This window comes from Paenibacillus sp. FSL R5-0473, assembly GCF_038004565.1.
GTDB classification, from domain to species: Bacteria; Bacillota; Bacilli; order Paenibacillales; family Paenibacillaceae; genus Paenibacillus; species Paenibacillus amylolyticus.
Map to the genome: position 1 here is coordinate 4,608,203 of NZ_JBBORL010000001.1, position 25,766 is coordinate 4,633,968.

Sequence of the window (25,766 nt, forward strand, 5' to 3'; positions counted from 1 at the left end):
TTTTATAGAAGGAAGGATTACTCTTCGCCCCACACTACGGTGATTTCATTCAGATCCTTGTTGGTTGCAGACACCGAACCTGTGATGGTCACGGCATATTTGCCATCTTCACGACCCACGATGCTGAAGCCGTCTGCCTGGATATCCTGAGTGTTCTGACTCAAATTTTTGGTCTGGTAGTAGTCTTTGTAGGATGTTCCAACGGTTAGCAACGTTTCTTTGGTTGTGTACGTGAGCACTACTTTTTTGTCACCATCCATTATGTTCTCAATGAGACTTGTTGCCTTCGCATCCTTCGGTAATGGGAAATCTGCTGGCAGATACTTGGACTTCACACCTGCCGCCTGTGAGTTCGTACCTGTAGATGGTGATGTCGTTCCGCTGTTGCCTGTGGATGTTGACCCACCAGAAGAGCTTGAAGAGCCGATGCTTACTTTATTGTTTTGGGAATCATACTTCACTTCGGTCTTCAACGCATCTGCAATCGAACGAACGGGGAGATATGTACTGCCTTGATATGTAATTGGCGCAAGCTTTTTGCCCTGGTCACCTGTCGGTGTAAATTTCTGTCCGTTCACTTCGATGGCGAGCCCATGGTTCAGATAAGCTTTGATTGTCTCCAGTTGTGTACCTGCATATACACCTGCGGATCCGGTTAACACCATGCCAAACACACCCGCAGCAATCAACCACTTTTTGCTTTTCATCCCTAAATGCCTCCTGAGTTCAAATGTCAGCCTTATGCATAATACGATTCAAGCGATCGCTCGATGTACGCGAAAGACTCATGTAGTTATGCTCATCATGTATGGGTACGAGCTTATTCGGATAACAGCCCGTTGTTCCACCAAATGTTAGCAATATAATAGCATCTGACAAGAGGTTGTAAATAATATATGAACAAAACAGGACCAAGGGCGTACAAAAATAGTCTTTGTCGTATTCCCGCTGTACTCTCGCTCGTTAAGTTGTTCTTATATGAATAAAGTCCTGAATTCCGGACCATACATATGAAGCTAATCATACATGCACAACAGTTGCCAAATTAACCAATGTATTAGATAATTATTTGTCGATTTGTGGTCGAAGGAACGGAACTCAAGGGGGATTAAATACGATGAATAACAATACTAGTACATTTGATCAGTCTATTAACCGGATCTCTACCGGATCAGAAAAATGGGATGCGCTTGAGGATATATTCGGTGCTGCTGATGCGCTTCCGATGTGGGTGGCCGATATGGATTTCGCTGCTCCACCATCCGTCATTCAGGCCCTGCAAACACGGATGGAGCACGGGGTTTTTGGTTATACAGTGCGGACTGAGGCGTATCATGCAGCTGTTGCAGGGTGGATGGAACGGCGTCACAACTGGAAAATTAACGATGACTGGATCGTATTCACTCCAGGTATTGTGCCCGCACTCAGCATTGCTGTACAACGATTCACCGATCCTGGAGATGCTGTAGTCATCCAAACCCCGGTGTATGCTCCCTTCTATGAAGTAGTACGTGGTCAGGGCCGTGAACTGATCACCAATCCTTTGGTAGAGAATAACGGTCATTATACGATGGATCTGGAACAACTGGAATTCAGCTTACAGACCGGTCGGGTCAAAATGCTGATTCTGTGCAGTCCTCATAACCCGGTTGGACGGGTATGGACTCGTGAAGAGCTTGAAGGGCTTACGTCATTGTGTCTGCAATACAACGTACTGATGGTTTCAGATGAAATCCATGCCGATCTTATTCATCAGCGCGGAACTCATACACCACTGACCCTGATCTCGGACGCCGTCTCTGATCTAAGTATCATCTGTACGGCTCCAAGCAAAACGTTCAACATTCCTGGCCTCTGCACATCCAACATCATTATCCCCAATGCTAAGTTACGGGAATCGTTCGCGCAGGGTGTAAAAACGATGGGACTTGCCAATATCAGCACACTGGGGGCTGTCGCAACCGAAACTGCTTACAATGATGCCGAGGAATGGCTGGATGAGTGCCTTGCCTATATCCGTGGAAATATGGAGTATGTACAGCAATATGTTGCGGAACATATGCCTCAGATTAAGATGCATCTGCCCGAAGCGACCTATCTGTTATGGATGGATTTCCGGGAGCTGAATATCCCACATGCACAACTATGCAATATGCTTCTTCATGAAGCAGGGCTTGCTTTCAATGACGGGAGCTTCTTTGGAACAGAGGGCTCAGGGTTCATGCGCATTAATGTAGCCTGTCCACGTTCCACGGTTGAAGAGGCGATGCGCAGGTTATCTGTGTTGTTAAGCAATGTGTCGGGCAAATAAGCTGTCAGTTACATCTATGTACGTTGCGAACAAAACGTGTACTGTTCGTTAAATGGTGGATATTTGTCAAAATAGAAAAAGGGGTGCCCCGTAGTCAAGTCCATGACTCATATTCATGGTCAATGACTTCACAAGGGGCACCCCTTTGTATTCGATCATTTTATTTATTCAAAACATAATTAAAATTACAGTCACATCGATATCGGCATCGGTGTAATTCTGTCGCACAACCTGTTCAGCAAATCCCGATCATGGCTTATGATCAGTAATCCCAGATCACGCTGGCGAGCCACTTCCATCACGGTATGCCAGATCTGTGCCTGAGTGATGGCATCCAGCATCGTTGTCATCTCATCTGCGATCACGTAACGTGTCGCTGTACCAAGTGCCCGCGCCACACAGAAACGTTGCAGTTCTCCACCGGATAATTCACTCGGCCTACGGTCCAACCAGGCTTGCTGAATACCCAATGCTTCGAGCAACTGTTCATCCTGCACAGACGCCTCCTGCAACACGCGGCGCATTCGCCAGCGTGGATTCACAGCTTTCTCCGGATGCTGGAATACCAGTTGAACCGGAAATACTCCTGTACGTGGGAGTGGTTTCCCATCCAAAAGGACTTGTCCTGCCACAGGTTCGGCATATCCTGCAAGGATGCGTCCAAGGCTTGTTTTTCCACAGCCACTTGGTCCCCACAAGCCAACGACTTCGCCTTGTTTCACCTGCATATTCATCTGCTGGAACACCCACGATTTCGGATCATAACGGTAACTCACGTCCCGTGCTTCAAGTGACATGGAAACACCTCACTTCTCCGCCTCGTACCTTACGAAGTTCTGGACGTTCGCGGGTACATACAGTGGTTAATGCATTACATCGGGGAGCAAATGAACATCCTGTCGTGATCTCTTGACCTGCCAACGGCTGGGAGCCTGGGAGTGGCTGAAATCCGTTCTGCGGCAACGCATTCCAGAGCGCTTTTGTATATGGATGACGCAGACGTTCTCCATTCCCTTTAAAATCATCCACCTGCGCCGCCTCTACATTGGTCCCCGCATAAAATACAGCGATACGATCGGCTGCCATCAGGGCTGTCGTGACATCATGGGTGATCCACAGGATACCTACGCCTTCATTTGCAAGCTCGCGAAATTGCTTCATCGTCTCGGCCAGCACTTCGGGATGAATGCCTGGTGTCGGCTCATCTGCAATGATCAGCTTGGGCTGACCTGAGGTCGCTGTAGCCATCAATACCCGCCTTGCCATACCTCCAGACAACTCAAACGGGTATTTCCCGGCTGTTCCTTGAGGAAGATGATAACGATCCGTCAGCTCCTGCTCCGTCTTTTTCATATGGGATCGAGCTATGAAGCGGCTCTTCCTTCCCAAATCCAGGGTTACCGGCTGAACTTGTCTTCCCACCTTCATCAGCGGGTCCAAATAACTGACGGATTGTGGAATCAACACCAGTTCATCTCCACGCAGATGAAGCTGCCGCTCTGGGGTTAAAGGCTCGCTATTATAGCTAATACGTCCCTCTAACCTGGCATTGGCAGGCAGAATGCCCATGATAGCCTGCGCCAGCACACTTTTACCCGATCCACTTGCGCCTACAACAGCCACGATCTCGCCCTCGTTTATGGAAAGATCCAGATTCTGAATGACATAAGTCTGTTCGTGCCCAAACCAACCACGAGCGCGCCGAAATGACACCGACACTCCCTCAATATCAAGCAGAGCCATATTTACCTCACCTCCCTTGAACTACCTGTACCCGTCAATGTCTTCAGACTGTTTCCCAATACATCAAACGCACGAACAACCAGCAACAATGCCAGTCCCGGGAAAAAGGCGAGCCACCACATGCCAGCAGATAAATATCTCATCGACTCTGACAAAATAATTCCAATTGCCGGTTGTTGCGGGGACAACCCCAGCCCCAGAAACGTGATGGCTGCCTCGTGCAGAATCGCATGGGGAAAGATTAGCAGTACGCCCACGAACAGTTGTGGAACCAGATGTGGCAGCATATGCTGCACCGCAATCTGTAACCGTGTTTGACCCAACTTATGTGAAATCTGAATATATTCTGCGGATTTCAGTTGAATCATCTCCGCTCGTACAATCCGGGCAAGATTCGGCCAGTGCGTCAGCGCAATCGCTGCCGCCACTCCTGCCAAACCTCCACCGAATACAAAGGCCAGCATAACTAGCGATACCAGATGAGGTACACTCAAGAACAGGTCGATAATCCATGAGATTACCCGGTCAGCAGCCTTGCTTGAAGCGGCAGCCAAACCGAACAGCAGTGCGATCAATCCGCCACCACATGCAGCAAGCAATCCCACTTGAATGCTGGTTGCCAATCCTTTTAACGTACGCATGAACATATCTCTTCCGAGCCAATCTGTGCCAAATGGATGCGCCCAGGTTGGAGCCAAATTTCGATCCATTAGTGAAGTCAGCGTAGAACCAGCGGGAAGCAGTCTTCCCGTCAACCATATGATGACAATCCACATCACCGCGAGGCTCCCCCAGATCAAAGCCCTTTTGCGAGGATTGCGGAAATTTTGGTCTCTGGCAGCTGTATAATCTTTTCTCGTTGGGCGTGTTGTTCTTGTTCCTTTTCCAGTCTCAGCTTGTAGAGACCCGGTATTAATGTTGTACCGTACCTCTTGATGCGCAGTTTTCAATTTCTGTATTTTGGCTGTTTCTGCCGTCTGCTCGGAGGAGCGTTCTACCGTCTGTTTCATGACATCAGCTCCTCCTTCATCCGTGGATCAATCAAGCGATACAGAATGTCGGCAACCATATTACCTGTGAAAACAAAAATCGCACTGCACATCACAAGTCCAAGCAGCAGTGGAACATCTCCACGCAACCCCGCCTGAACCGTCGCCTGACCAAGGCCGGGGTATGAAAATACCTGTTCTGCAAGCACAGCCCCACCAAACAGTTCACTGAACGAAGCAAACTGCAGCGTGATGGCTGGCAAAACAACATGTCTGAACCCATGTCGACGGAACAGCTGAAATCCACGCTCACCTCGCGCTCTCGCAAACAGAATATAATCTGACTCGAGCACATCTGTGAGCTTCTGCCGGGTATGCAAAGCAATAGAGGCTACCCCGGTCAGGCTGAGAGTCAACGCTGGCAAAATCATATGAATAACCCGATCTCCCCATGTAACCTGATCAGCTGACATCCCGGCGGGTACTCCAAGCCCAACCGGAAGCCATCCAAGCCACACACCAAATACCATCAGCAGCAACAGCGCAATCCAGAATACTGGCGTGGAAGCCAGCGTATAACAATACCAACAGATCAGGCGATCCAGCTTCGAATCCCGTCTCATGGCGGCAACTACACCAAGAGTGAAACCAATGATGCCGGATAATATCCAAGCTACAGCCATAAGTGCGACAGAATTCATGAATCGTTCCTGGATAATATCCGCTACAGGTTGTCTGTAGATCATTGATGTCCCCAGATCTCCCTGAATCAGCGTTTGTCCCCAGGTTAGTAATCGTTCCACGGGAGATTCATTCAATCCCCAACGTTCTTCGATTAAACTGCGCTGTTCGGCGCTTACCCTGATCATGTCTCCACCAATGTAGGCTTCGATTGGATCAACAGGAGAGAATTGCATTAATATAAAAGACAACACACTGACTCCAACCAATAGAGATACAAGTCGCAACATTTTAAAACCAACAAATCTCGCCCATCCATTCCTGCCTGTCATCCAATCTCTCCCCAATTCAGGCTAAAGCTACTGTTATGCTTCTTATTTCGCGCTGTTATCCCAGGACCACTCCTCCAGATTGGTTGTCACCGGCCAGCCGTGACCATGAGGATGGATCTGCTGCTCACCAATGTTCAGTCCATTCGTAACCAGATACAGATGATCTATATTTACGAGCCATGCCCATGGCGCATCACCCTGATAACTGAAACCTGTTGTTCCATCCCATTCTGCTTTCTGCCAGAACGGCAATGCCTCTTCCTCACTTGTGGCCTGAAGAGCCTTCTCCATCCATGAATCCACGACAGGATTACTGTACAGTCCTACATTGTAATATCCTTCTCCCTTGTGGGTACTGCTATAGAGGTTATACGTCTCCAGTGGATCATGACTGCCCCAACCAAATAATACTGCGTTGGAGTAAGCCATCTTTTTCGTCTCTTCACGGCTTTTGCCTTCAACATTGATTTTAATTCCCGCCTGGGCAACCATATCCGCAGTAGCTAACGCCAGAGATTGTCTTGTTAAATCACCTGCAAAATAAAGCAGATTGAACTCGGCCTTAACGCCGTTTTTCTCAACGATACCATCACCATCCGCATCCACCCAGCCACCAGATGCCAGAATGCGCTTCGCTTCTTCGAGACTGGCATCTGTAAATACAGCTTCTGCATTGCTCCAAGGCAGATCATCACTGACGGAATACGCTGGACGACCGTACCCTTCCAGTACACCCTCAACCAAAGCCTCACGATCAATCACAACATTCACCGCTTGGCGAATCGCCAGATCAGATGTCACATCATTCCCTGCGGGAAGACCCTCGCCCGACTTGGCACCAACAGGTTGCATAGGGAACATGATGCCACGGTTATCTACGGTTTTCACGGCCTCTAATGTCATGCCATTCACCTGTTGTTTGCTAAACGCTGCCGGGATAGCAGCGATATCCACCGTACCTGCCTGCGCAGCGGCGTAGGCCGCATCTTCATCCAGATAGAGGAAGGTGAGTTTGTGGAATGCAGACTTGTTACCGTAATATTCTTCATTGGCCTCAACGATAGCCTGTTGTCCTTTGTCCCACTGAACCAGCTTGTACGGTCCTGATCCGACCGGATGTTCTGCATAATCAGCCCCATAGGCGTGTTCAGGCACAATGCCAAGTGTCGTCAGCAGACTGATGAATGTAGACTGCGGCGACTTCAATGTGAATACAACCGTGCTATCATCAGGTGCCTGTACATCAGCCATATTGGTCAGATCAATCACGGACCCACTCTTGGCAGCTGTTTCAAACGTAAATTTTACATCCTCAGCCGTCAGGGGTTCCCCATCAGAGAATTTCACACCGTTCCGAAGCGTAACCGTCCAGGACAGCCCATCTTTACTAACTGAATATGCGGTAGCCAGATCGTTAACCAGTTGTAACTTGGCATCCCTCTTCAGCAAGGTACTCTGGAAAAGTGGTGACCCATATTGCCCCCATCCGGTTGTTGGATCAAACCCACCTTCCGGCTCGGTGCCCACAGCCAGCACCAATTCGTCTTTGGTTGGGGTAGTTCCCGGTTGTCCATTTTCTGTTGATGACGCTGCTGGTGCTGTCCCCTGCGCACAACCGGTTAATCCAATAGAACACACAAGCAGGATCCCTAATCTTGTTCTAACTTTTCGCGTTCCCCATCTCCATGGAAATCTGCCCATTCTGGTCGTTCCCCCTCTAAATATGTGCTGCACTCCCTTTTTTCGTGTTACTTTTTAGAGAAATTGTAGCACAAAATACAAATCATATGTCAACAAAGTTAACTCCGTAATCCATATTTTTTCATATTTCAGAATTAATAAATAAAAAATTGTATAACTGAGCATTTGTAGCGCTCTATAAAGTCAGGTATTATAACAAACAAAAAAAACAGACGGTTGGCATCTAACCAATAGTCTGTTTTTTTAGATTTGCTATATTTTCATAGAAATTACACCTGTATTTGTCTTACTCCGCAGAGCGATGATGATGACTGTGACCATGCTGACCCGCACCTTGATTGTGATGATCCAGACTTTGATCCGGATTGCCATCCTGATGACTCTGAGCATGAGCCAGTTTGTTGAGTTCATCTACATAAGTCACAGACAGCTCCGCATACAAAACACCTTTTTGTACCTGGATCTGTTGATGCAAATGATGCAATCGTCCCAGATTCCCTCGTACGGCAATAACCTCCAGGCATTGGTCATGGTTCAGGTGCACGTGCATATTGGAAATGATGTCATGATGCGCCTCGTGCTGCAGCTCCATCAAACGAATGGGAAGATCACTGATATGGTGATCGTAGACCATCACAATGGTGCCTGCCACATCCTGGTCGGATTGTAATGCAGAAGGTTGAAGTAATGTTTTGCGAACAAGATCACGGAAAGCCTCAGATCGGTTTTTATATCCCTGTTCCTCAATATACTGGTCAAACTGCTCAATTAGAGGTGTAGGAAACGCCACCCCGAACCGGGTCAAATCTTCTTTATCTGCCATACTTCTCCTCCTGCGCCCTCATTTGCTTCGAGTGTACCACAGACTTGTCTGCTCATCGACTATACTGTTGCATGAATCGTACTGTCGAATGTATCGCCTGTTGTCCAGCGTCACTCTCCAGATAAAATTGATAATCATGTCCCAGCTTCTCTGATGAGTTTGAGAAAAACAAGGTTTCCACCTCAACATCAAGGCGCTTCAATACTTGTGCCAGCTCAATCGATTGACTGGTCAACGGGTCATCATTGCCTGAGGTAATAAATGCAGGTGGATACTCAGCTGTGGCCTGAAGCACGGTCGACATTTCATGCAGACGTGGATAGTCTTCAAATGTTTTGACTCCCGTATATGACCAGAGAAATGTCCGTATGAGTGGAAAGCCTGTATTGGCTACCGTGCTTAGATTGTATGGACCACAGAATAGAAGAACCCCACGCAACTCTTCCGGCTGGGCGGCAGGCGTTATATTCATCAGCTTGGCAAGAGATGGATTGGTCACCACTGCCGCAGTCTGACTTGCAATCTGGGCACCTGCCGAATTGCCTGCGAGAAATATGTTTTCCGGGTCACCGTGATACTCACTGACATGGTTCTTCACGTAAGTCAAAGCCTGATTCGTCTGGATCACGGGAATGGGATATTTCGTATCCGGTGCGAGCGCATAATTCATACTGACCACAACGTAACCCTGTTTGGCTAATTGTACGGCATAATCTGCGATATCCTTTTTGTCACCCAAGACCCATCCACCACCATGAACCCACAACACGACAGGCAAAGGTTCCGATGTTACGGAAGGATAATAGATATCCAGCGTACTGTCATTACGCCCTTCGTCTGCATAGGGTACATCCGCAACACGAGTTATCCCATCCGAGAACGTAGTGTCCTTGCTATTTGTGTCTGGATTAGCAGTTTCAATTAATGATTTTAATAAAAATACCGTTATTTTGGGTGTCCATTGTGTACCAATCCCAATAAAACCTATGATCAAAATTAGTACAACGCTGGGAATCCAGTAACGTTTACGTTTAAAACCTTTTGCCCCCGTACGTTTCGTTTCCAACTTGGACTGCAATAGCTCCACCTCGTTCCATCATCATCGAAGCGTCTTTACATCTAAAGTTGTGTACGTTGCAGAGAGGACCGGGTTTCCTCTTATTTGGGTCTCTTGGCGATTTCCTGTCTGACTTTCACATATGTAGTGGATACGTTTTGCTCCAGTGTATGAATACTTTGTTTTGTTCCTGCCCACTTCTCTGCTACAGACGCCAAGGTGTTCAATGAGCTGAGTACACGTGACGTTTGGCTTTGTTTTGTACTCTGTTTGAACTGTTGTAGAGCTTTGGAATATCGTTCTTTTGCCAGACTTGCCTGTTTTTTAGCCGTTTGAATCTGTTTCTTCGCGGAGTCGGCCCCTGCTAGCATAGCTCGTAAACGTTTTACTTCCGTCGTCTTCCGTTTACGCGCTTCGGCAAGTTCCTTTTTCTTGATCCGGATGTCTTCTCTGGCAAGTTTCACAACGGGTCTCAACGTCTCTGCCTGAGTGCGGATCGCTGCACTCCATTCCTTATTTTTGATGGCTTTGGCTGCATCCAACTGTCTATTGACTGAACTATAGAGGGCGAATAGTGGTTCATATCGGGCTTGGGTTTGCTTTACCTTTTCAGCTAGAGCTGCGACCTTCGCATCATCGGTTTGTCTTATTTCTACACGTAATCGCTCCAATTCGGCGGTATTGGCGGCATGAAGTGTCTTTATCTTTTGCTCCCAAGCCTGCTCTTGTGTCTTCCAGTTCCCCACTTTCTCGTACGCTTGCTTCAACGTTAACTTGGTTTGTGCGTCGGCTTTATTCAAAACGGAATCCCAGGCTTTCTGCGCTGTTACGCCAAGATCTATGCCCGCAGCCTCCACTGAAGAAGCAAAATAGATCGTGCCTGCGCTGAAAAGAATTACAAGCCCTATAAGCAGGCGTGATCTGAAAATAAGATGAGTCATCGATGGCAATTGACGACGCCGGACGTTACTTTGTTCCATCATGTGACTATGGCTACCTGCTATTGGAGAAGGGAATAGAATGTCTCTCATCTCCATTGAAGCTATATCTTCTGTAGCTGTATCTTCGCTATGCTGTCGCCCCTTCTTTTCTTCTAATAAACCATAGTGATCTATGAAGTTATGAGAGCTTGATCGTTCCAATAGGGAACAACATGCCATGGCCTCCTGTTCATTTATCGTTTCCTTCCATGCTTCTGTTTGCATGCGTCTCTACACCCTTTCTTCTAAAATATTTAGCAGAATAGCCAACGAAATCAGCGAACGACAAAAAAGCACCCGCAAGTCAGGCATTTGCCTGCTCTTACGGGTGCTTCCCTCATAAGCCGTTCCATATGAGATTCGATTGAACGAGTCACTCGAACCTTTCCTTTTTCTAATATATTCCATTCACTGTGTCTGGTCAAGTAAATCTGGTTTCACTGGTTGAATAGAACTTTCAATCAACGGGAGAACCCTTCCCGCTTATAGTTAACAACTGATACAGCTCAGCTTATTGATTGACCAAAATAGCTTTCATTTCCTCGGTCAGATCCTCTTCTTTCAACATCATATAGATGTTCGACCCCCTTACCGAGTTAAGCTTAATTTGGTAGACCGTATCCTGATCGGTGTAAAAACCGGTTCTTTGTCGCAGTAGCAGATCGCTGATTATTTTTTTATTTTTGGTAGCGACCTGTCTGTTACCATCGATATTTACATCCACAAAATTAGGCTCAGGATACACCATTCTATATTTACCTGGATTATCAATCTCCTGTTTAACAAATTGGGCAGAAGCCATATCCTCAGCCGATACCGTAAGTTGATCATAGAGATTGTTCTGTTTGAGCCATTCCATCAAGCGGCCATAGCTTGCCTTGAACTGATAACTCACACTGTGGCTCGGTCGATCCAGCTTTTCTTTGGAAGATGCTTCATCAAGATAATCCTGATAGATTTCTATCGAAGCGAACGATTCCCATGAGGATAGCTGGTCCTCATATGTCTGATTGAGTATTTCAGACTTCAAAAGTTTCTTGAATTCACGAATCAGCTTAGGATCGCTAATGAATACTTTACGCTCCGAGTTGAGACTGGATCGAATACCAATACTGCGAACATCTTCATCCAGTGCATAGGTGTCATAAGTCGTTGATTTATAATCTTCCCACTGTTTCACCTCTGCTAATTCCTGCCTGAATTCTTCTTCGGGAATCTGATACCTACGTGTCATCGTTTTCCCATTATTGAGTTGGTAGTCGATCAATACATATTCATCGTTGCTTCTGTTCTGACCGCTGTTCTGATTACGTACTCTTTCGAGCAAGGGCAGATCGGAGTGCACAATTTTCTGATGCAGTGCAAGCACAGCATCCACATAACCCGGAGTATCTGAATAAAATGGGCTATCATCCAGTTTTACACTTTTATCATTCACATAGATGTAATGGTCTCCTCCTAGTCGTACCATTTGTACATTTTCCTTTGAGGGCACATTATTAGCGTAACCGTTCCAATCGGCTACAGGGATATACAAAATTAATCCTGCCACGATACCATATACTGCAAACCGGGGGAGTAACCTGCTGCTCCAGATGAGCCATGTTTTACGTATAATCATCTCAGCACCAATATAACCAACCACACCACCTAGCAGATAACCAAAGATACCCCATACACCTGATCCTTCAGGAGCAATTCTGGTAAAGTAGGCACCTCCTAATAATACCAATGTGAACATGAATCCAAAACGGAAGATGGGTTTGACGATCCTGAACGTAATTGCTTGTGTCGCCGACTCTACATGTCTTCTCGCATACAGCACATAACACAACACGAAGAGTATACAAGTTATAGCTGCATAAATTCCCAATTCCCCCCATTCTGGAGGATAATAACCCATAGAGCTCATTCGGAAGAGCAGGGATGTTTTTTCCATGTTAAATTTACTCGAATTATTGTACGTAAAGCCAAGCAAATAACGTTGTAAATGAAGCTCATAAACTCCCCAAAAGATCACCGGAATTAATATTAGACCAAAAACTGTAAGTCCTTGCAGAATAGATTGGCCTATACACATTCCCACGGCAACCGTCAGGGTAAACATAAACAATGAGAAGATGCTCATCGTCACGCCCCACATCCAGATATCATGACCACTGAAAATATAGGATGGTTGATCGAGCACCGCCCATACCCACCCGGTAATCCCGGTGGTTATCCAGATCGGAAGCAGAATCATGACATATCCGGTCAACAGATTCATCGTTAACAGATGTTTACGCTGTAAGGGCAGACTGTGGTATAAGTCCGCAGGCGCACCAGTCTGAATATAGCGGAAGAGAAGCAGCGCTATGGCGACAGGAAAGGTCAGCGCAAATACCAGATGAATTTCATTAGCCTGAAACAGACTGGTGATTTCCAGAGGTACTTCTATATATTGTGTTCCAATATATAACGGAAGTGAGAACAACAATGTGATGAGAAATAAAATGCCTATCCATCCATGCTGTCTGAAATTTTGGATCAGGATGCCCCGGTTACAGAACAATCGGTTGAATATCATACCCTGCGTCCTCCATTTCGTAAATAAAGATTTCTTCTAGCGTCAAAGGCAGTACATCCAGCAGATACGGATCATGTATACGGAATTGATCCGTTACCTGTTGTCGGTTACCTTTGACAATGTACAGGGATACACTTCCCCGTTTCTCTTCATGTAAAATATCAATCTGCTCATCCATGGCTTTCGCATGGTCCGGGTGGCGGAAAGCAACCTGGATTTTATGCGTATCGGCCTTCAGATCATCGAGATCTTTCTCTACAATAATTCGGCCTTTGTGCATAATCGCCACATGGTCACACAGATCTTCGATCTCACGCAAGTTGTGGGACGAGATGACAATAGTTACTTGACGCTCAGCTGCTTCCTGGAACAGCAAGTTTTTGATCTGCTGACGCATGACCGGGTCAAGGCCATCAATCGGCTCATCCATCAGCAGCACTTCAGGCATACAGCTAAGTCCCAGCCATACGGCTGCCTGACGGCGCATGCCTTTGGACATGCGATGCAGCTTGCGTTTTACATCCAGTTTGAACACGGTAGCCAGTTGCTTGAACCGTTCCTCATTCCAGCGCGGATATACCGAACGATAAAATGCAGCCATCTGAGTTATTGAAGATTGCGGAAAAAAGTACGGCGAATCGGCCATAAAAATTGTGCGGCCTTTGAGATCCATATTTTCATAAATCTCATTATCTTCGATACGAACAGTCCCGCTGTCCTGACGGTAAATGCCAGCCATCATTTTGAGCAGCGATGTCTTGCCTGCCCCGTTGGAACCGAGCAAACCATAGATCGACCCCTTATGTATGTGCATCGTTACGCCATCCACTGCCTTTTCCTGTTCAAATGCTTTGACGACTTGATTCAGCTCAATCATGAGGCTCCTCCTTCTCTATACGGGCCATCGCTTCCTCAAACAAAAGCGTCATATCCGCTTTGGTCAAACCGGAATACGAAGCTTCTGCAATCAACTTCACCAGAGACTCTCTGATCTCATCTCTCATGGCTTCATTCGGATGTTCCACTGACGATGATACGAAGCTCCCTTTTCCCTGCAAAGAATAAATGTAACCTTCACGTTCAAGCTCACGATACGCTTTCTGAATCGTATTTGGATTCACGGTCAGCTGCGTGGATAACGCACGAACGGAAGGAAGCTGCTCGTCGGGTTTTAGAATACCGTATACGATCATTTCTTTGACTTTGTCCACTAGTTGCTCGTAGATCGCCTTACGGCTGCGTACATCTAATTCGAACATCCCGCACCTCCTTTCTGTAAATGTGTGAATAACCTATGGGTTTAAATGACTGTATCTGAGGTGTATGTGTAGTTATCTGGCTGTAAAAAGGCATTACCTAAGCTGTACAGCTGTACGTATTCAACTCTTAGGTGTATTAACTGTACTACTATTATTAATACAGTTAAAACGAATTGTCAACCGTTGACTTTGACTTCTTGTTTTATTGGGAGTACGTTAATAAAGATAGGTTATATGGTTTAAATGACATATATAATTTGGGGAAGCAGGTTCATTCTGGCTTACGACGGGGCTCGATCAGGGTGGCGTTCACATGGGGTGAGGCAAAACGGCTATCTGAAGCGATGTGGCTAGATGTGGCTACTCGAAGTGAGACGGCTACCCGCAACCTTTGCTTGACCGCTTTTGACAGAATTACATGCAAATGTTGTTCAGGTCTTTCCCCTTCCGTTATGATGGAGATGAAGTGTTCGACAATCAGTGTATCTTGATTACTATTTTGTGCGCGTTTAATCTGATTGGTTGTTCGTTCTGTTATGCGTTAGATGTGTTGTGTTGCGTTATTGATCTATTGTCTGCACAAACGGTAGGCCGTAAAGTGGGCGGCTATATCAGAGTTAGCAAAACTGTTCATTCGCTTTAAATTCGGGTTTGCACAAATGAGCTACTATATTGGGATCGGGTGTAGACCCGGCCAGTTTTTCATTTGGATTGTTGGTCTAAAATCCTAAGGCTATATATGATTCGCGTTGGATGGGTCGGGGGCAGACTCCAGCCTTTTCAATCGTTTATCTGTTCGTTTGGAGGGCCAACTCGAGCTGTCCGCACTGAGCATACATATTGTAGATATGTCTTTCAAAGGGTGAACACGGACATGAGAAAGCACTTCGGAATTGATATTCTACATATAGATCATTTTTAGTTTTATATCTAAAAACATCTATATGTAGTGTTTTATATTCATGGATGGATATAGTATCTTTTTAGAAAAAGTGTCCACTCTTTGAAAGACAAAATCAAGATAAATGTCCTTTTGTAGTGGACAAATATATGCCCGAATTCCATTTATATAAGCTGAACTATACATTTACACGAAAATATAGAAGTAAGTAGTAACCCTAAGAAGTGTACTTAAAACTTGCTGTAAGAAAGATACTATGGAGGCATATGTTACACTTCTAATACCTCATAAGGAGAATCCGAGATGAATGAACATAGACAGGACAAAGATCAGAATAATAAAGCGAACGCCTCATTCGAGACTAGTGACCAACAGGGAGAATTAAGCGGGGCAACAACGACTTCAGTTACTAGTCCGGTACAAGCAAATTCATCACAACGTGTGTTAATTGTAACCGCGGTTGATGCGGAGAAAGATGCGGTCCTCCGTGGTTTGGGAGACATGGCCGCGGAACGATTTGACGTCATCGCTGCGGGCGTTGGCCCAGCCTCGGCCGCAGCAGGAACAGCCGCAATATTGGCATATGCCGTAGCGGCTGCGAGCACTAGGGCGTTGGCGCAGGGTTCCACCGCGCCAAGCCCATCCGATGTGGCACAGGCATCTGCCACATCGGATGGGCCGGGGCCCCTTGCCGGAGCCGGATCACCAGCCTACATGCTGGTGATCAGTGCCGGCATCGGCGGCGGGTTCCCCGGCCGGGCAGACGTCGGCTCCCTCGTAGTAGCCGACGCCATGGTTGCTGCCGATCTGGGCTCACAGACGCCAGACGGCTTCCTTAGTGTGGACGAGCTTGGATTCGGCTCGTCCATTGTGGCGGCGGACGCGGAGCTTGCCGCTCGCCTGCGCCATGAGCTGCAGCGGGCTGGGCTCGCTGTCAGCGGAGGCACTGCGGTCACCGTGTCCACGGCGACCGGAACAGCGGAGACGGCCGCGGAGCTATTGCGCCGCGTGCCGGATGCCGCCGCCGAAGGTATGGAAGGCTTCGGCGTGGCAACAGCTGCCCAGCAGTTCGGCGTGCCAGCACTTGAACTGCGGGCCATATCCAACGCGGTCGGTCCACGCGACCGCGACGCTTGGCGCATCAAGGACGCCCTCGATGCGCTCCAGGCCGCAAGTTCCATTTTACGGGAGGTTATTACATCATGAAAATTGCATTTTCCCCTTGTCCAAACGATACATTTATCTTTCACGCGTGGGTGCACGGGTTAATCCCGGGCGCACCTAAGCTGGATGTCCGTTATGCTGATATTGATATTACCAATGGTCTGGCAGCAAATCCGGATGGACCCGACACACCTGAAGTGATGAAAATATCTTATGCAGCACTGCCATACGTGTTATCTGACTATGCTCTGCTTCCTGCTGGAGGCGCACTTGGCAGAGGCTGTGGTCCTTTGGTTCTGACCGCAAACGGCACAACCGATCCAGCATATCTGTCTGGACGACGGGTTGCTGTACCAAGCGAGCGCTCGACAGCATATATGTTATTCCGTCTGTGGGCAGCGCAAAATGTTCCTGGCGGCGTAGGCGAAATTGTTGTCATGCCATTCGACCAGATCATGCCTGCTGTTCGTGACGGCAAGATCGATGCCGGACTTGTCATCCATGAAGCACGCTTCACGTACCAGAATTATGATCTCAAACTAATGACAGATCTCGGGAACTGGTGGGAAAGCGACACAGGCCTACCAATTCCACTTGGGGCGATCATCGCACGTCGCGACATGGATGCTCACGCCCTCGCCGGATGGGCACGCGCCTCCGTTGAATATGCATGGGCGCACCCGGATGAGTCGAGAGCATACGTTATGGAACATGCGCAAGAAATGGACCCTGATGTAGCTGCACAACATATCGGCCTGTACGTTAACGAGTTCAGCGCCAACCTGGGTGATGATGGTTACGGTGCAATCACTGCACTGCTTGGCCGCGCCATGAAAGAAGGACTCGTTCCTGAGTTCGATCTTGATCTGTTGCGAATCTAACTTTGATTTAATTTGATTTAGTTTCTCTTCGCTCTATATCTAAAGAACACAGCACATCTTATTTAGCCGAATAACGTGGTATGAGAATTCTAAAGAATCTCAGACACCGTATTCGGCTAGAATTCGTTCATATCGTCGACCAACTCGCTTAATTTCGCACAATAACACTTCTACGATTCGTTAAAAATTGATATGTGCGGATTTCCAGCGAATAGCGTGCGCTCGATTCGTTAGAGTCTGTCCCAAGGCATTTTGAGGAGCAATCTTCGTAGAAGCCTATCCTAGGTATTCGAACTTTAAATGGTTTGTAAAAGTAGACTTAGGGTGCTACAAATTCGCAGGTTTTTCTCTTACGAACCCAGCGAACCTTATTTAGCCAAATATCATGCTACGAAAATTCTAACGAATCCCAGACACTCTATTCAGTTAGAAATCGGTCATATCACCAACAAATTCGCTTCATTCCACCCAATAACGATCCTACGATTCGTTAGAAATTGGTGTGTGCGGATTCTCGGCGAATAGCGTGTGCTCGATTCGTTTGAGTCCGTTCCAAGGTGTTCTGAGGAGTAAGCTTCGGAGAAGTCTATTCGTGGTTTTCGTGGATACAAACCACTTACCTAGCCAGGATGATGGCGGTGTCCTTGCGTCTTGTTTTGTAAGAGCTTAGTTACTTAGGGTTAGTATAGGTTGTATTCAGAAGCTTAGAAGGCTCACGAATCGGAGTCTATCCTTAAACTCCCCCGCAACTATTTCGCTGAATCCCTACTCTCCAGCAAAAGTTATATAAGCCTTACCGGGTTTCGGGTTTCGGGTTTGCGGTTTGTGGTTCTTGATTTGTTGTTTTTCGGTTTGCTGTTTTAGAGTCTAATTTTTAACTAGGCGAGATACTTGCAACAAGATACTTGCTGCAAACTAGTGACCTCACTAACCATGTTGGACTACACTACACATGACACAACAAATAGAAAGAGCTGTCCCCTAACGTCAGACTTAAGACGATGGGACAGCTCTTTTTTCACTCTATGTTCAACTTCATATCTATCACTCTACTCAACCCCAGATCGAAGCGGAAGGAAACCCATGCAACTCCAAGCTCTCCACGTCATGTTGAACCCTACTGTACTCCATCATCCATCCCACTGCTCTCCCTCTCACAACTGCGGTCTACGAATCTAACCCTCGCCTACGTTCTCCTGCAACCGCAGCCGAACGATCGCAACCATTCCCTACGAATCAGCCACAACCGTGTGGATCATGATCCGCAGCGCATCCAGCATCATGGGAATAGGCAGCGAAGGGACGGAAGGCTGCAACACCGCCATCTCTGTTGAGGCGGGAAAGTGTACAAATCCGGCACGGATCGGGAGTTGCCCTACTCGAATGTGATCCAGTACCCGGTACATCGTGTTGTTACATATATACGTACCTGCTGTATTGGACGCGGTAGCTGGAATACCCGCTGCGGACATGTCATTCACCATGGCACGTATGGGCAACGTGGAGAACAAACCGTCCGGGCTGCCGTCTACAATTGGCTCGTCCACAGGACGCTGTCCTTGGTTATCCGCGTAGGAGCCTGGCGGAATATCTTTGACATTCACGGCGATCCGCTCCGGTGTGATGGATGTTCTGCCCTTGGCCAGCCCACAGGCGATGACGACATCTGGCCGATAGGCTTCCATCTCTGCGATTAGCAGGTCTGCACATTCATCAAAGTGCACGGGCAACAGTACTGTTTTTAGCTCAGCACCCTCGATCACTTCGTTTGCAAGAGCATCCATTAATGCCCCCGTCGGATTCACCGCATCCCCGCCAAAAGGTTCAAACCCGGATATCAGAATCTTCACCATCACACGTCAGCTCCTGTCTGTTTACTCCGATTTGTAACGTAATCCCCACTGGCCCCGAATCGTGTCCATCAGCTTCATGATTTCCAAGGATTCGTCCAGTTTAATGGTGTTGCTCTCCGTCCGACCTTCGAGGATACAACGTCCCGCTTCTTCTGCCTCAAAAGCATAACCAATACATGTTCGATCATCCGTGAACTTCTCCGGCTCGTCCTGACCATTCACATGCAGATAGGCTTCTTTACCCGCCAAGAATAAAGGAAGACGAATCTTGCCTTCCGTACCGTATATGACCGCTTCATTGCTAAGGTTCAGACGAATGGCAGCACTCAGTGATGCAGAACGTCCCTCGGAATAGGACAACAACACGGAAAATTGCTCGTCCACACCCGTCTCACCGATATTGGCCGTACTCCATACATGCTGGGGCTGTTCACCAAAGATCATCGATGCAAAGGAGATCGGGTACACCCCTGCATCCAACAATGCGCCTCCACCCAGATCCGGATTAAGCAACCTTCCTTCCGGCTCCCAGCCGACACGGAATCCAAAGTCTGCCTGGAGCAAACGTACTTCACCAATTCGTCCTTCTGCAATCCATGCTCTGGCTTGAGCGATCGGTGGCAAAAAGCGTGTCCACATCCCTTCCATCAGGAAAAGGTTACGCTCCCGTGCCGTCTCCACCAGTTGCTCCAACTGACGCGCGTTCATCGTAAACGGCTTTTCACATAGCACCGCCTTGCCTGCCTCCAGACAAGCCATTACATTTTCCTTATGCACAGGGTGAGGTGTTGCCACATAGATAATATCTACCTCAGGATCTTGCAGCATTTCATCATAAGAACCGTAAGCGCGTGCAAAACCATATTCAGCTGCAAACTTCTCCGCACTTCCCGCTGTCCGTGAACCTACCGCTGCTTTCACAGCGTTTCCCGCATGCTCCAAATCCCTTGCAAACTGGGATGCAATCCATCCCGTGCCCATAATGCCCCAGCGTACTTTGTCCCGTCCCACTACTTCTGTCATATTAAAGCCTCCCTACTGCAATTTGAGTTGAAAAGGTTCATGATTCAGATCAGGCCAACATGTTATCCCCTTTATTTTACCAAAAAGAAACGCTTACGTCAGAAAACGATTTCGATTATGTGCTTTCAATAGACTTCAAGCTCATCAGGGCCTCGAACATATCTGTGTACATTTCAATTCTCCAGTAGATTTGCTAAGATTATCAGCAGACTAGGGCCAAGAAGTCTTGTCCGTAAACATACTTGTAACTAGCGACAATCTGGTTAAACTATCGATCACATCTGATAACGGGATCATATACCCTGTGCTATTCATAAAACATCTGGCTATACTGCAAACGTGCTTTTGACAAGGCAGCCAGTATTCACTACATCATGCCAAACACATCAATAGACGTTTAAGAAAGACCTTCAGGTCCGAGAAAATATGGTACGTTCCAGATTCAATTATTACCTAAATTGTTCATAAGAGAGGAGGTTGCATAGCACCATGACTACCATCCCCGATACTGCCCACAGCGGCATGAATCCACACACGTTGCATCAGCAGACAAGTCCCAACGCAGAAAAGGAATCCTCAACCCGGGCAGGCCTGGATGCCTTCCTGAATGATACCCTGATCGAACTTCGTCAGGCAGAACATATAATAACCCGTGGGAAATGGCGCTGGTCCACAGCTGAGCTAGCTCATCATACCTTCATATACATGCACAAATTCACAGGCCAACTGATCATGAATGGAATCAAATCTCACGTGGTTCGCAAATCAGCTTGTCTGTCCCTACCAGGAACTGCGATTGAACTGATCGGAGATGAAGACCATGATATTGAACTGTATATCATTCACTTTGATCTGTATCGGGCTACGGAGAAGACAAAAGCCAGACGAATCTACGAACGTGAGCTCAGTTCACCTGTTACAGGCTGGATTCAGGGCCCATTTTACGGTATACAGCGCATTGCCGCACAGCTTACACAATTAAGCAATGAAGGTTTGGAAAGGGGCTTGAAAGCACAGCTCTTCCTGACGGAACTGTTACATATGCTCTGGCCTCAAGAAGACCAGACTGACGTGGGGGCTGGGCAGGATGAACCCGAACAGTGGCTCAGGTCCACCCTGCAATACATGCGCGAAAACTATATGCACGAGATCAAGCTGGAGAAACTGGCTGAACTGGCTGACATGCACCCGTCCTATTACTCGCAGCTATTCAAGAGCCGCATGCAGAAAAATCCGATTGAGTACATCACTCATCTGCGTATGAACCGAGCCAAGGAATTGCTGCTTACTTCAGATCTGCGTATCCGTGATGTAGCTCGTGAAGTGGGTTACCGTGACGAATTTTATTTCAGCCGACGTTTCCGAAACCATGCCGGTTATGCGCCAACTTCCTATTCGAAGCAGGTCCACCGAAATATCGTGTCGCTCTCCTATCCATACACGGACCACCTGATGACACTTGGTATCACGCCATGCGCAGCTCAGATCCAAGGCCATCTTCCTCATATGCCCAAATCGCTGACGTTGCCCTTCCACGCCTATGAACCTTGGGAACAGGGACGTCAGGCTTTCCTTGATGTGAATCCTGAATTGATTCTGACCAAGGACAATGCAGCTGCCAAAGCGATGGAGCATATTGGCGATGTCGCGCCCATCATTACGATTGCCTGGAACCAGACAGACGTCTTTGGTCATCTGCATCAGATTGCATCCATTGTGGATCGTACCCAAGCAGCCACAGATTGGCTGGATCGACATGAACGCAAGGCAGAGCGTGCACGCAAAAAAATCAAGGAATTCGTCGGGGACATCACCGTTGCCGTTGGCACGTTAACGCCTAAAGGTCCACGGATGTACAGCCATCGGAACTTTGGACATGTCTTTTATCGAACCTTGCAATTGGCCGCTCCTCAGCGCATTCAGACCGAACTGGTTGGCAAATCTCCCGGCGTTGGATTCAACTGGCTGCCCTTCACACCAGGAGAATGGGACGGACTGGAGGCAGATGTGCTGGTACTGGCGATTAATTCTATGCATGAAAAGGCAACACTGTTGAAAGAGATGGCTTCGAATCCACTGTGGAACAGCCATCCTGCGGTAAAAAACGGACGTGTACATCTCATCGACTGGAACTCATGGGTCGTATATGCTCCATATTCCATCAACATCCAGCTCGATGAAGCGCTCTCTATGTTGACGAACAAACCTTCACTTTTGTAATCTAAAAAATGTCCATCTCCAAAATCTTAATTTATGCCATGTACGGGCCTGAATTAAGATTCTATAATGATCACTAATTGATAATGATAATCAATAACAATGAAATACGTTGTTGGTACCAAAGGAGTGACCCGTATTCAACATCCGGGACTGCCACATCGTCCGTCTAATTCAAGAAAATCTGCAGTGACCGTTGGGCTGACGTTTTTGTCTGCCATAGCCATACTGCTGCTAAGTATGTTTGTCGCAATCTCTTTAGGTGCCAAAGGGTTAACTCTGGAAACCGTATGGGCTGCCATATTTCAGTACAACTCAGCTTTGACGCCACATCAGATTATTCATGAGCTGCGGCTGCCTCGTGTCCTTGCCGCGGTTATTATCGGTGCTGCCTTTGCGGTTGCCGGAGCTTTAATGCAGGGAATTACACGTAATCCGCTGGCAGACACCGGCATTCTGGGCATCAATGCAGGAGCCACTTTTGTCGTGGCACTGAGCTTTGCCTTTTGGCCCGGACTGCCGTATGGCTGGATTATGTTTTTATCATTCGTGGGGGCTGTTCTGGGCACACTGCTTATCTTCCTGCTTGGAATGGCAGCACCTGGTGGTCTGAATTCCATCAGACTGACCGTTGCCGGAGCGGTTATTGCAGCCATGTTAACCTCGCTCAGCACAGGTGTTGCCATTTATTTTGACCTGAGTCAGGATCTGGCCTTCTGGTATGCGGGAGGTTTTGGCGGAATTGAATGGCGGCATCTGAAGTTAATTCTTCCCGTGCTGCTCGTGACGCTGGTGCTGATTATGCCACTCGCCCGGCGTGTATCCCTTATGTCACTCGGTGAAGAAGTGGCGATTAATCTCGGGATCAACCTGCGTTGGACGAGGTTTCTCGCCCTCGCAGCGGTTGTTGTGCTGGCTGGTGTGTCCGTCTCGGCAGTAGGCTCGATTGGATTTGTCGGACTTGTCATCCCTCATATCTCCCGCAAACTGGTGGGTGTGGATTATCGACTCATCATTCCGATGTCTTCTCTACTTGGAGCGATATTACTGGTGCTCGCCGATCTGGGCTCACGCATCGTGAACCCGCCCGAGGAGCTCGCGGTAGGCATTATGGTCGCTTTTGTCGGTGTACCTTTCTTCCTCTATCTGGCCCGTAAAGAAAGGAGGGCCTTGTAGCGATGAATTTTAATACACCTTCACGAGGTAAACGTTCGATAGTCGTCAGTATCACGCTGCTCTGCATCGCCATTGCCGTTATTGTGATCAGCCTGAACACGGGAACCATTCGTCTCTCCCCAGCGGCTGTGTTACAGACTTTGTTTGGTAATGGCAGTTCGGATGATCAGATTGTACTGTTTGATTACCGACTGCCTCGCATCCTGGTAACTGTACTGGCCGGAGCGGGACTTGGTATTGCCGGAGCAGCCTTGCAAGGGATCACCCGCAATCCATTGGCGGACCCGGGCATTCTGGGATTACATGCAGGGGCTGCATTTGGACTAATGGTGTTTGTTAGTCTCTCCTTTACGATGGATGGCTCTGTGGCCTTGCTGATCCCGTTGTTTGCTTTTGCAGGCAGTGTTGCCGCCGCCCTGATCATCATGCTGTTATCTTATGATCGCCATAACGGCGTATCACCCATTAAGCTGATTCTGGTGGGAATCGCGGTAGCGGCCGGGTTCCATGCGTTGACACTCTACCTATCCCTGCGTCTGGATGAAGACACCTATTCGTTTGCCGCTCGCTGGTTGGCAGGAAGCGTCTGGGGTCGGGATTGGATTCATGTGCAAGCATTGCTTCCTTGGGTCGTGTTATGTATCTCGTACATTTGGAGTCGATCCAAAACGCTTGATGCCTTCAACCTTGGTGATGCTGCCGCAACCAGTATCGGGACACCTGTTCGATCCCAGCGTGTTATTTTGCTGCTCTGCGCCGTGGCCTTGTCTGCCGTCAGTGTATCGATGGCTGGTGGGATCGGCTTTATCGGTCTGGCGGCACCACATCTGGCGCGCAGGCTTGTCGGTCCGATGCATCGGCATCTGATCCCTGCTGCCGGGCTCATCGGGATGGTTATTCTGGTGACCGCCGATACGATCGGGCGAACGATCTTTCAGCCTAATGCCATTCCGGCAGGCGTGGTGGTTGCTGCGATTGGTGCACCTTACTTTTTGTACCTGTTAGTACGAAGCAAGTGATCTTTTTGGAAAAAACAATAACGACATCCAAGAGATGTTCAAGGAGAATGTGACTACCCATGTTAAAGAAAAATCTTATGCTTGTCATGAGTATCTGTCTGGTGCTTGTGCTTGCAGCCTGTGGAACGACCAATAATTCATCATCTGCTTCTGGTGGTTCTTCTACGGATACTTCAACCAAGAATCAAGACAACAGTGCAAGTTCGGGAGAGCAACGTATTGCCTCCATGTCGATCCATCTGACCAATGATCTGCTGTCTCTTGGCATTACTCCGGTTGGTTCCGTTATCGGTGGCGAAGCCAAAGGTTTCCTGTCCCATGTTGCTGATCAACTTCAAAATACAACGCCACTTGGTCCGGTTAAAGACCCGGATATGGAAGCTTTGCTTGCCCTGAAACCGGATGTGATCTATCTGGACGAAGAATTTTCCGGTGGTGATCTTGCCAAATTTGAAAAAATTGCTCCGGTGCATGTCTTCAATCTGGATGACGGTACATGGCGCGACCATCTGAAAGACATTGGCAAACTCGTGAGTCGCGAGAAGGAAGCCGAGCAATACATTCAGGACTACGCAACCGAAACGGAAGAAGTGAAATCTCTGATTCATGATACGATTGGTGATGGTACTGTGATGGCGATTCGTGTTACTGCCAAAGAATTGCGTGTATTCAGTACACGCCGTCCCATGGGTCCCATTTTGTATGAGGATCTCGGTCTGACTCCTGCCAAAGGGATCACAGATATCGATTCGACTAAACCGTATCAAGTCGTCTCCCGTGAAATATTGCCGGACTATGATGCAGATGCGATCTTTGTAGTTGTGAATTCGGATGATGAAGCCCAGACCATGTTCAAGGAACTGCAAAACAATCCGATCTGGCAAGGCCTGAAAGCAGTCAAAGCCGGCCATGTCTACCCGATTGGTGCACAGCCTTGGCTGGATTACTCATCGATCGGTAATAAAATGGCCATGGATGAAGCCAAAGAAATGTTCTCCAAAAAATGATTTTCCTTACACTCCACACTTAACGTGTCACAATACCAAAAAACCTCTCTTAGAGACCGGAACAGAGTTAGTTATCATACTCT

The 25,766-nt window shown here is 47.8% G+C and carries 22 protein-coding genes; 8 read left to right on the forward strand and 14 right to left on the reverse strand.

The features are described from left to right. Positions 1–17 precede the first annotated feature (17 nt). On the reverse strand, positions 18–707 hold the full coding sequence (locus MKY28_RS20320) for a stalk domain-containing protein (RefSeq protein ID WP_076251256.1): 690 nt from the start codon (positions 705–707) through the stop codon (positions 18–20). 410 nt (positions 708–1,117) lie between these two features. Between MKY28_RS20320 and MKY28_RS20325 the strand changes: the two genes are divergently transcribed. Then, a complete protein-coding gene (locus MKY28_RS20325) occupies positions 1,118–2,311 on the forward strand; it encodes a MalY/PatB family protein (RefSeq protein WP_340936793.1) in 1,194 nt (397 codons plus the stop codon). A gap of 191 nt (positions 2,312–2,502) precedes the next feature. Here MKY28_RS20325 and MKY28_RS20330 read toward each other — a convergent pair whose 3' ends face one another. The 11 genes from MKY28_RS20330 to MKY28_RS20380 form a co-directional block, all read right to left on the reverse strand. Beyond that, positions 2,503–3,108, reverse strand: coding sequence for an ABC transporter ATP-binding protein (locus MKY28_RS20330; protein WP_340936794.1), 606 nt, complete (start codon positions 3,106–3,108; stop codon positions 2,503–2,505). Further along, the gene (locus MKY28_RS20335; protein WP_340936795.1) at positions 3,098–4,054 is read right to left on the reverse strand and encodes an ABC transporter ATP-binding protein; all 957 of its coding nucleotides are present in this window, start codon (positions 4,052–4,054) and stop codon (positions 3,098–3,100) included. Before MKY28_RS20335 ends, MKY28_RS20330 begins: the two co-directional genes overlap by 11 nt. Before the next feature lie 2 nt (positions 4,055–4,056). Further along, entirely contained in the window at positions 4,057–5,064 is a 1,008-nt protein-coding gene (locus tag MKY28_RS20340; RefSeq protein ID WP_340936796.1) for an ABC transporter permease, read from the reverse strand. Beyond that, on the reverse strand, positions 5,061–6,056 hold the full coding sequence (locus tag MKY28_RS20345; protein WP_047841855.1) for an ABC transporter permease: 996 nt from the start codon (positions 6,054–6,056) through the stop codon (positions 5,061–5,063). The genes MKY28_RS20340 and MKY28_RS20345 overlap by 4 nt, the downstream gene beginning before the upstream one ends. A 42-nt stretch (positions 6,057–6,098) precedes the next feature. Continuing rightward, positions 6,099–7,757 (reverse strand): ABC transporter substrate-binding protein, encoded by a 1,659-nt coding sequence (locus tag MKY28_RS20350; protein WP_340936797.1) that lies wholly within the window; start codon positions 7,755–7,757, stop codon positions 6,099–6,101. Positions 7,758–8,043: 286 nt separating this feature from the next. Beyond that, positions 8,044–8,580 (reverse strand): nickel-responsive transcriptional regulator NikR, encoded by a 537-nt coding sequence (nikR, locus tag MKY28_RS20355; protein WP_338707909.1) that lies wholly within the window; start codon positions 8,578–8,580, stop codon positions 8,044–8,046. 52 nt (positions 8,581–8,632) lie between these two features. Continuing rightward, complete coding sequence (locus MKY28_RS20360) at positions 8,633–9,646, reverse strand: alpha/beta hydrolase (protein WP_340936799.1); 1,014 nt, start codon at positions 9,644–9,646, stop codon at positions 8,633–8,635. Positions 9,647–9,738: 92 nt separating this feature from the next. Then, positions 9,739–10,842 carry a hypothetical protein gene (locus MKY28_RS20365; protein WP_340936801.1) on the reverse strand — a complete coding sequence of 368 codons (1,104 nt, stop codon included), beginning with the start codon at positions 10,840–10,842 and terminating at the stop codon, positions 9,739–9,741. 286 nt (positions 10,843–11,128) lie between these two features. Continuing rightward, positions 11,129–13,183: a hypothetical protein gene (locus tag MKY28_RS20370; protein ID WP_340936803.1), complete on the reverse strand. Its 2,055-nt coding sequence runs from the start codon at positions 13,181–13,183 to the stop codon at positions 11,129–11,131. Then, the gene (locus MKY28_RS20375; RefSeq protein ID WP_036606401.1) at positions 13,158–14,060 is read right to left on the reverse strand and encodes an ABC transporter ATP-binding protein; all 903 of its coding nucleotides are present in this window, start codon (positions 14,058–14,060) and stop codon (positions 13,158–13,160) included. The genes MKY28_RS20370 and MKY28_RS20375 overlap by 26 nt, the downstream gene beginning before the upstream one ends. Continuing rightward, positions 14,053–14,442, reverse strand: a complete 390-nt coding sequence (locus MKY28_RS20380; protein ID WP_036606399.1) for a GntR family transcriptional regulator — start codon at positions 14,440–14,442, stop codon at positions 14,053–14,055. Before MKY28_RS20380 ends, MKY28_RS20375 begins: the two co-directional genes overlap by 8 nt. Before the next feature lie 487 nt (positions 14,443–14,929). On the opposite strand from MKY28_RS20380, the gene MKY28_RS20385 reads away from it, so the two are divergent. From MKY28_RS20385 to MKY28_RS20395, 3 genes are all read left to right on the forward strand, one after another. Beyond that, a complete protein-coding gene (locus MKY28_RS20385; protein WP_340936804.1) occupies positions 14,930–15,085 on the forward strand; it encodes a hypothetical protein in 156 nt (51 codons plus the stop codon). Positions 15,086–15,646: 561 nt separating this feature from the next. Beyond that, a complete protein-coding gene (locus tag MKY28_RS20390; RefSeq protein ID WP_445670904.1) occupies positions 15,647–16,549 on the forward strand; it encodes a futalosine hydrolase in 903 nt (300 codons plus the stop codon). Beyond that, on the forward strand, positions 16,546–17,388 hold the full coding sequence (locus MKY28_RS20395; RefSeq protein ID WP_340936805.1) for a 1,4-dihydroxy-6-naphthoate synthase: 843 nt from the start codon (positions 16,546–16,548) through the stop codon (positions 17,386–17,388). The genes MKY28_RS20390 and MKY28_RS20395 overlap by 4 nt, the downstream gene beginning before the upstream one ends. Positions 17,389–18,617: 1,229 nt before the next feature. Here MKY28_RS20395 and MKY28_RS20400 read toward each other — a convergent pair. Together MKY28_RS20400 and MKY28_RS20405 are read right to left on the reverse strand one after the other, a co-directional pair. Further along, the gene (locus tag MKY28_RS20400) at positions 18,618–19,241 is read right to left on the reverse strand and encodes a pyroglutamyl-peptidase I (RefSeq protein ID WP_340936806.1); all 624 of its coding nucleotides are present in this window, start codon (positions 19,239–19,241) and stop codon (positions 18,618–18,620) included. Positions 19,242–19,262: 21 nt separating this feature from the next. Next, the gene (locus tag MKY28_RS20405) at positions 19,263–20,264 is read right to left on the reverse strand and encodes a Gfo/Idh/MocA family protein (RefSeq protein ID WP_036672452.1); all 1,002 of its coding nucleotides are present in this window, start codon (positions 20,262–20,264) and stop codon (positions 19,263–19,265) included. 489 nt (positions 20,265–20,753) lie between these two features. Here MKY28_RS20405 and MKY28_RS20410 point away from each other — a divergent pair, with 489 nt between their 5' ends. The 4 genes from MKY28_RS20410 to MKY28_RS20425 all read left to right on the forward strand — a co-directional run bounded on the left by MKY28_RS20410 (position 20,754) and on the right by MKY28_RS20425 (position 25,683). Beyond that, positions 20,754–22,484, forward strand: coding sequence for an AraC family transcriptional regulator (locus MKY28_RS20410; protein WP_340936807.1), 1,731 nt, complete (start codon positions 20,754–20,756; stop codon positions 22,482–22,484). Between the two features lie 99 nt (positions 22,485–22,583). After that, positions 22,584–23,657, forward strand: a complete 1,074-nt coding sequence (locus tag MKY28_RS20415) for a FecCD family ABC transporter permease (protein WP_301291331.1) — start codon at positions 22,584–22,586, stop codon at positions 23,655–23,657. A 2-nt stretch (positions 23,658–23,659) separates the two neighbouring features. Further along, entirely contained in the window at positions 23,660–24,676 is a 1,017-nt protein-coding gene (locus MKY28_RS20420) for a FecCD family ABC transporter permease (protein WP_036606388.1), read from the forward strand. Positions 24,677–24,735: 59 nt separating this feature from the next. Continuing rightward, entirely contained in the window at positions 24,736–25,683 is a 948-nt protein-coding gene (locus tag MKY28_RS20425; RefSeq protein ID WP_340936809.1) for an iron-hydroxamate ABC transporter substrate-binding protein, read from the forward strand. Positions 25,684–25,766 lie beyond the last annotated feature (83 nt).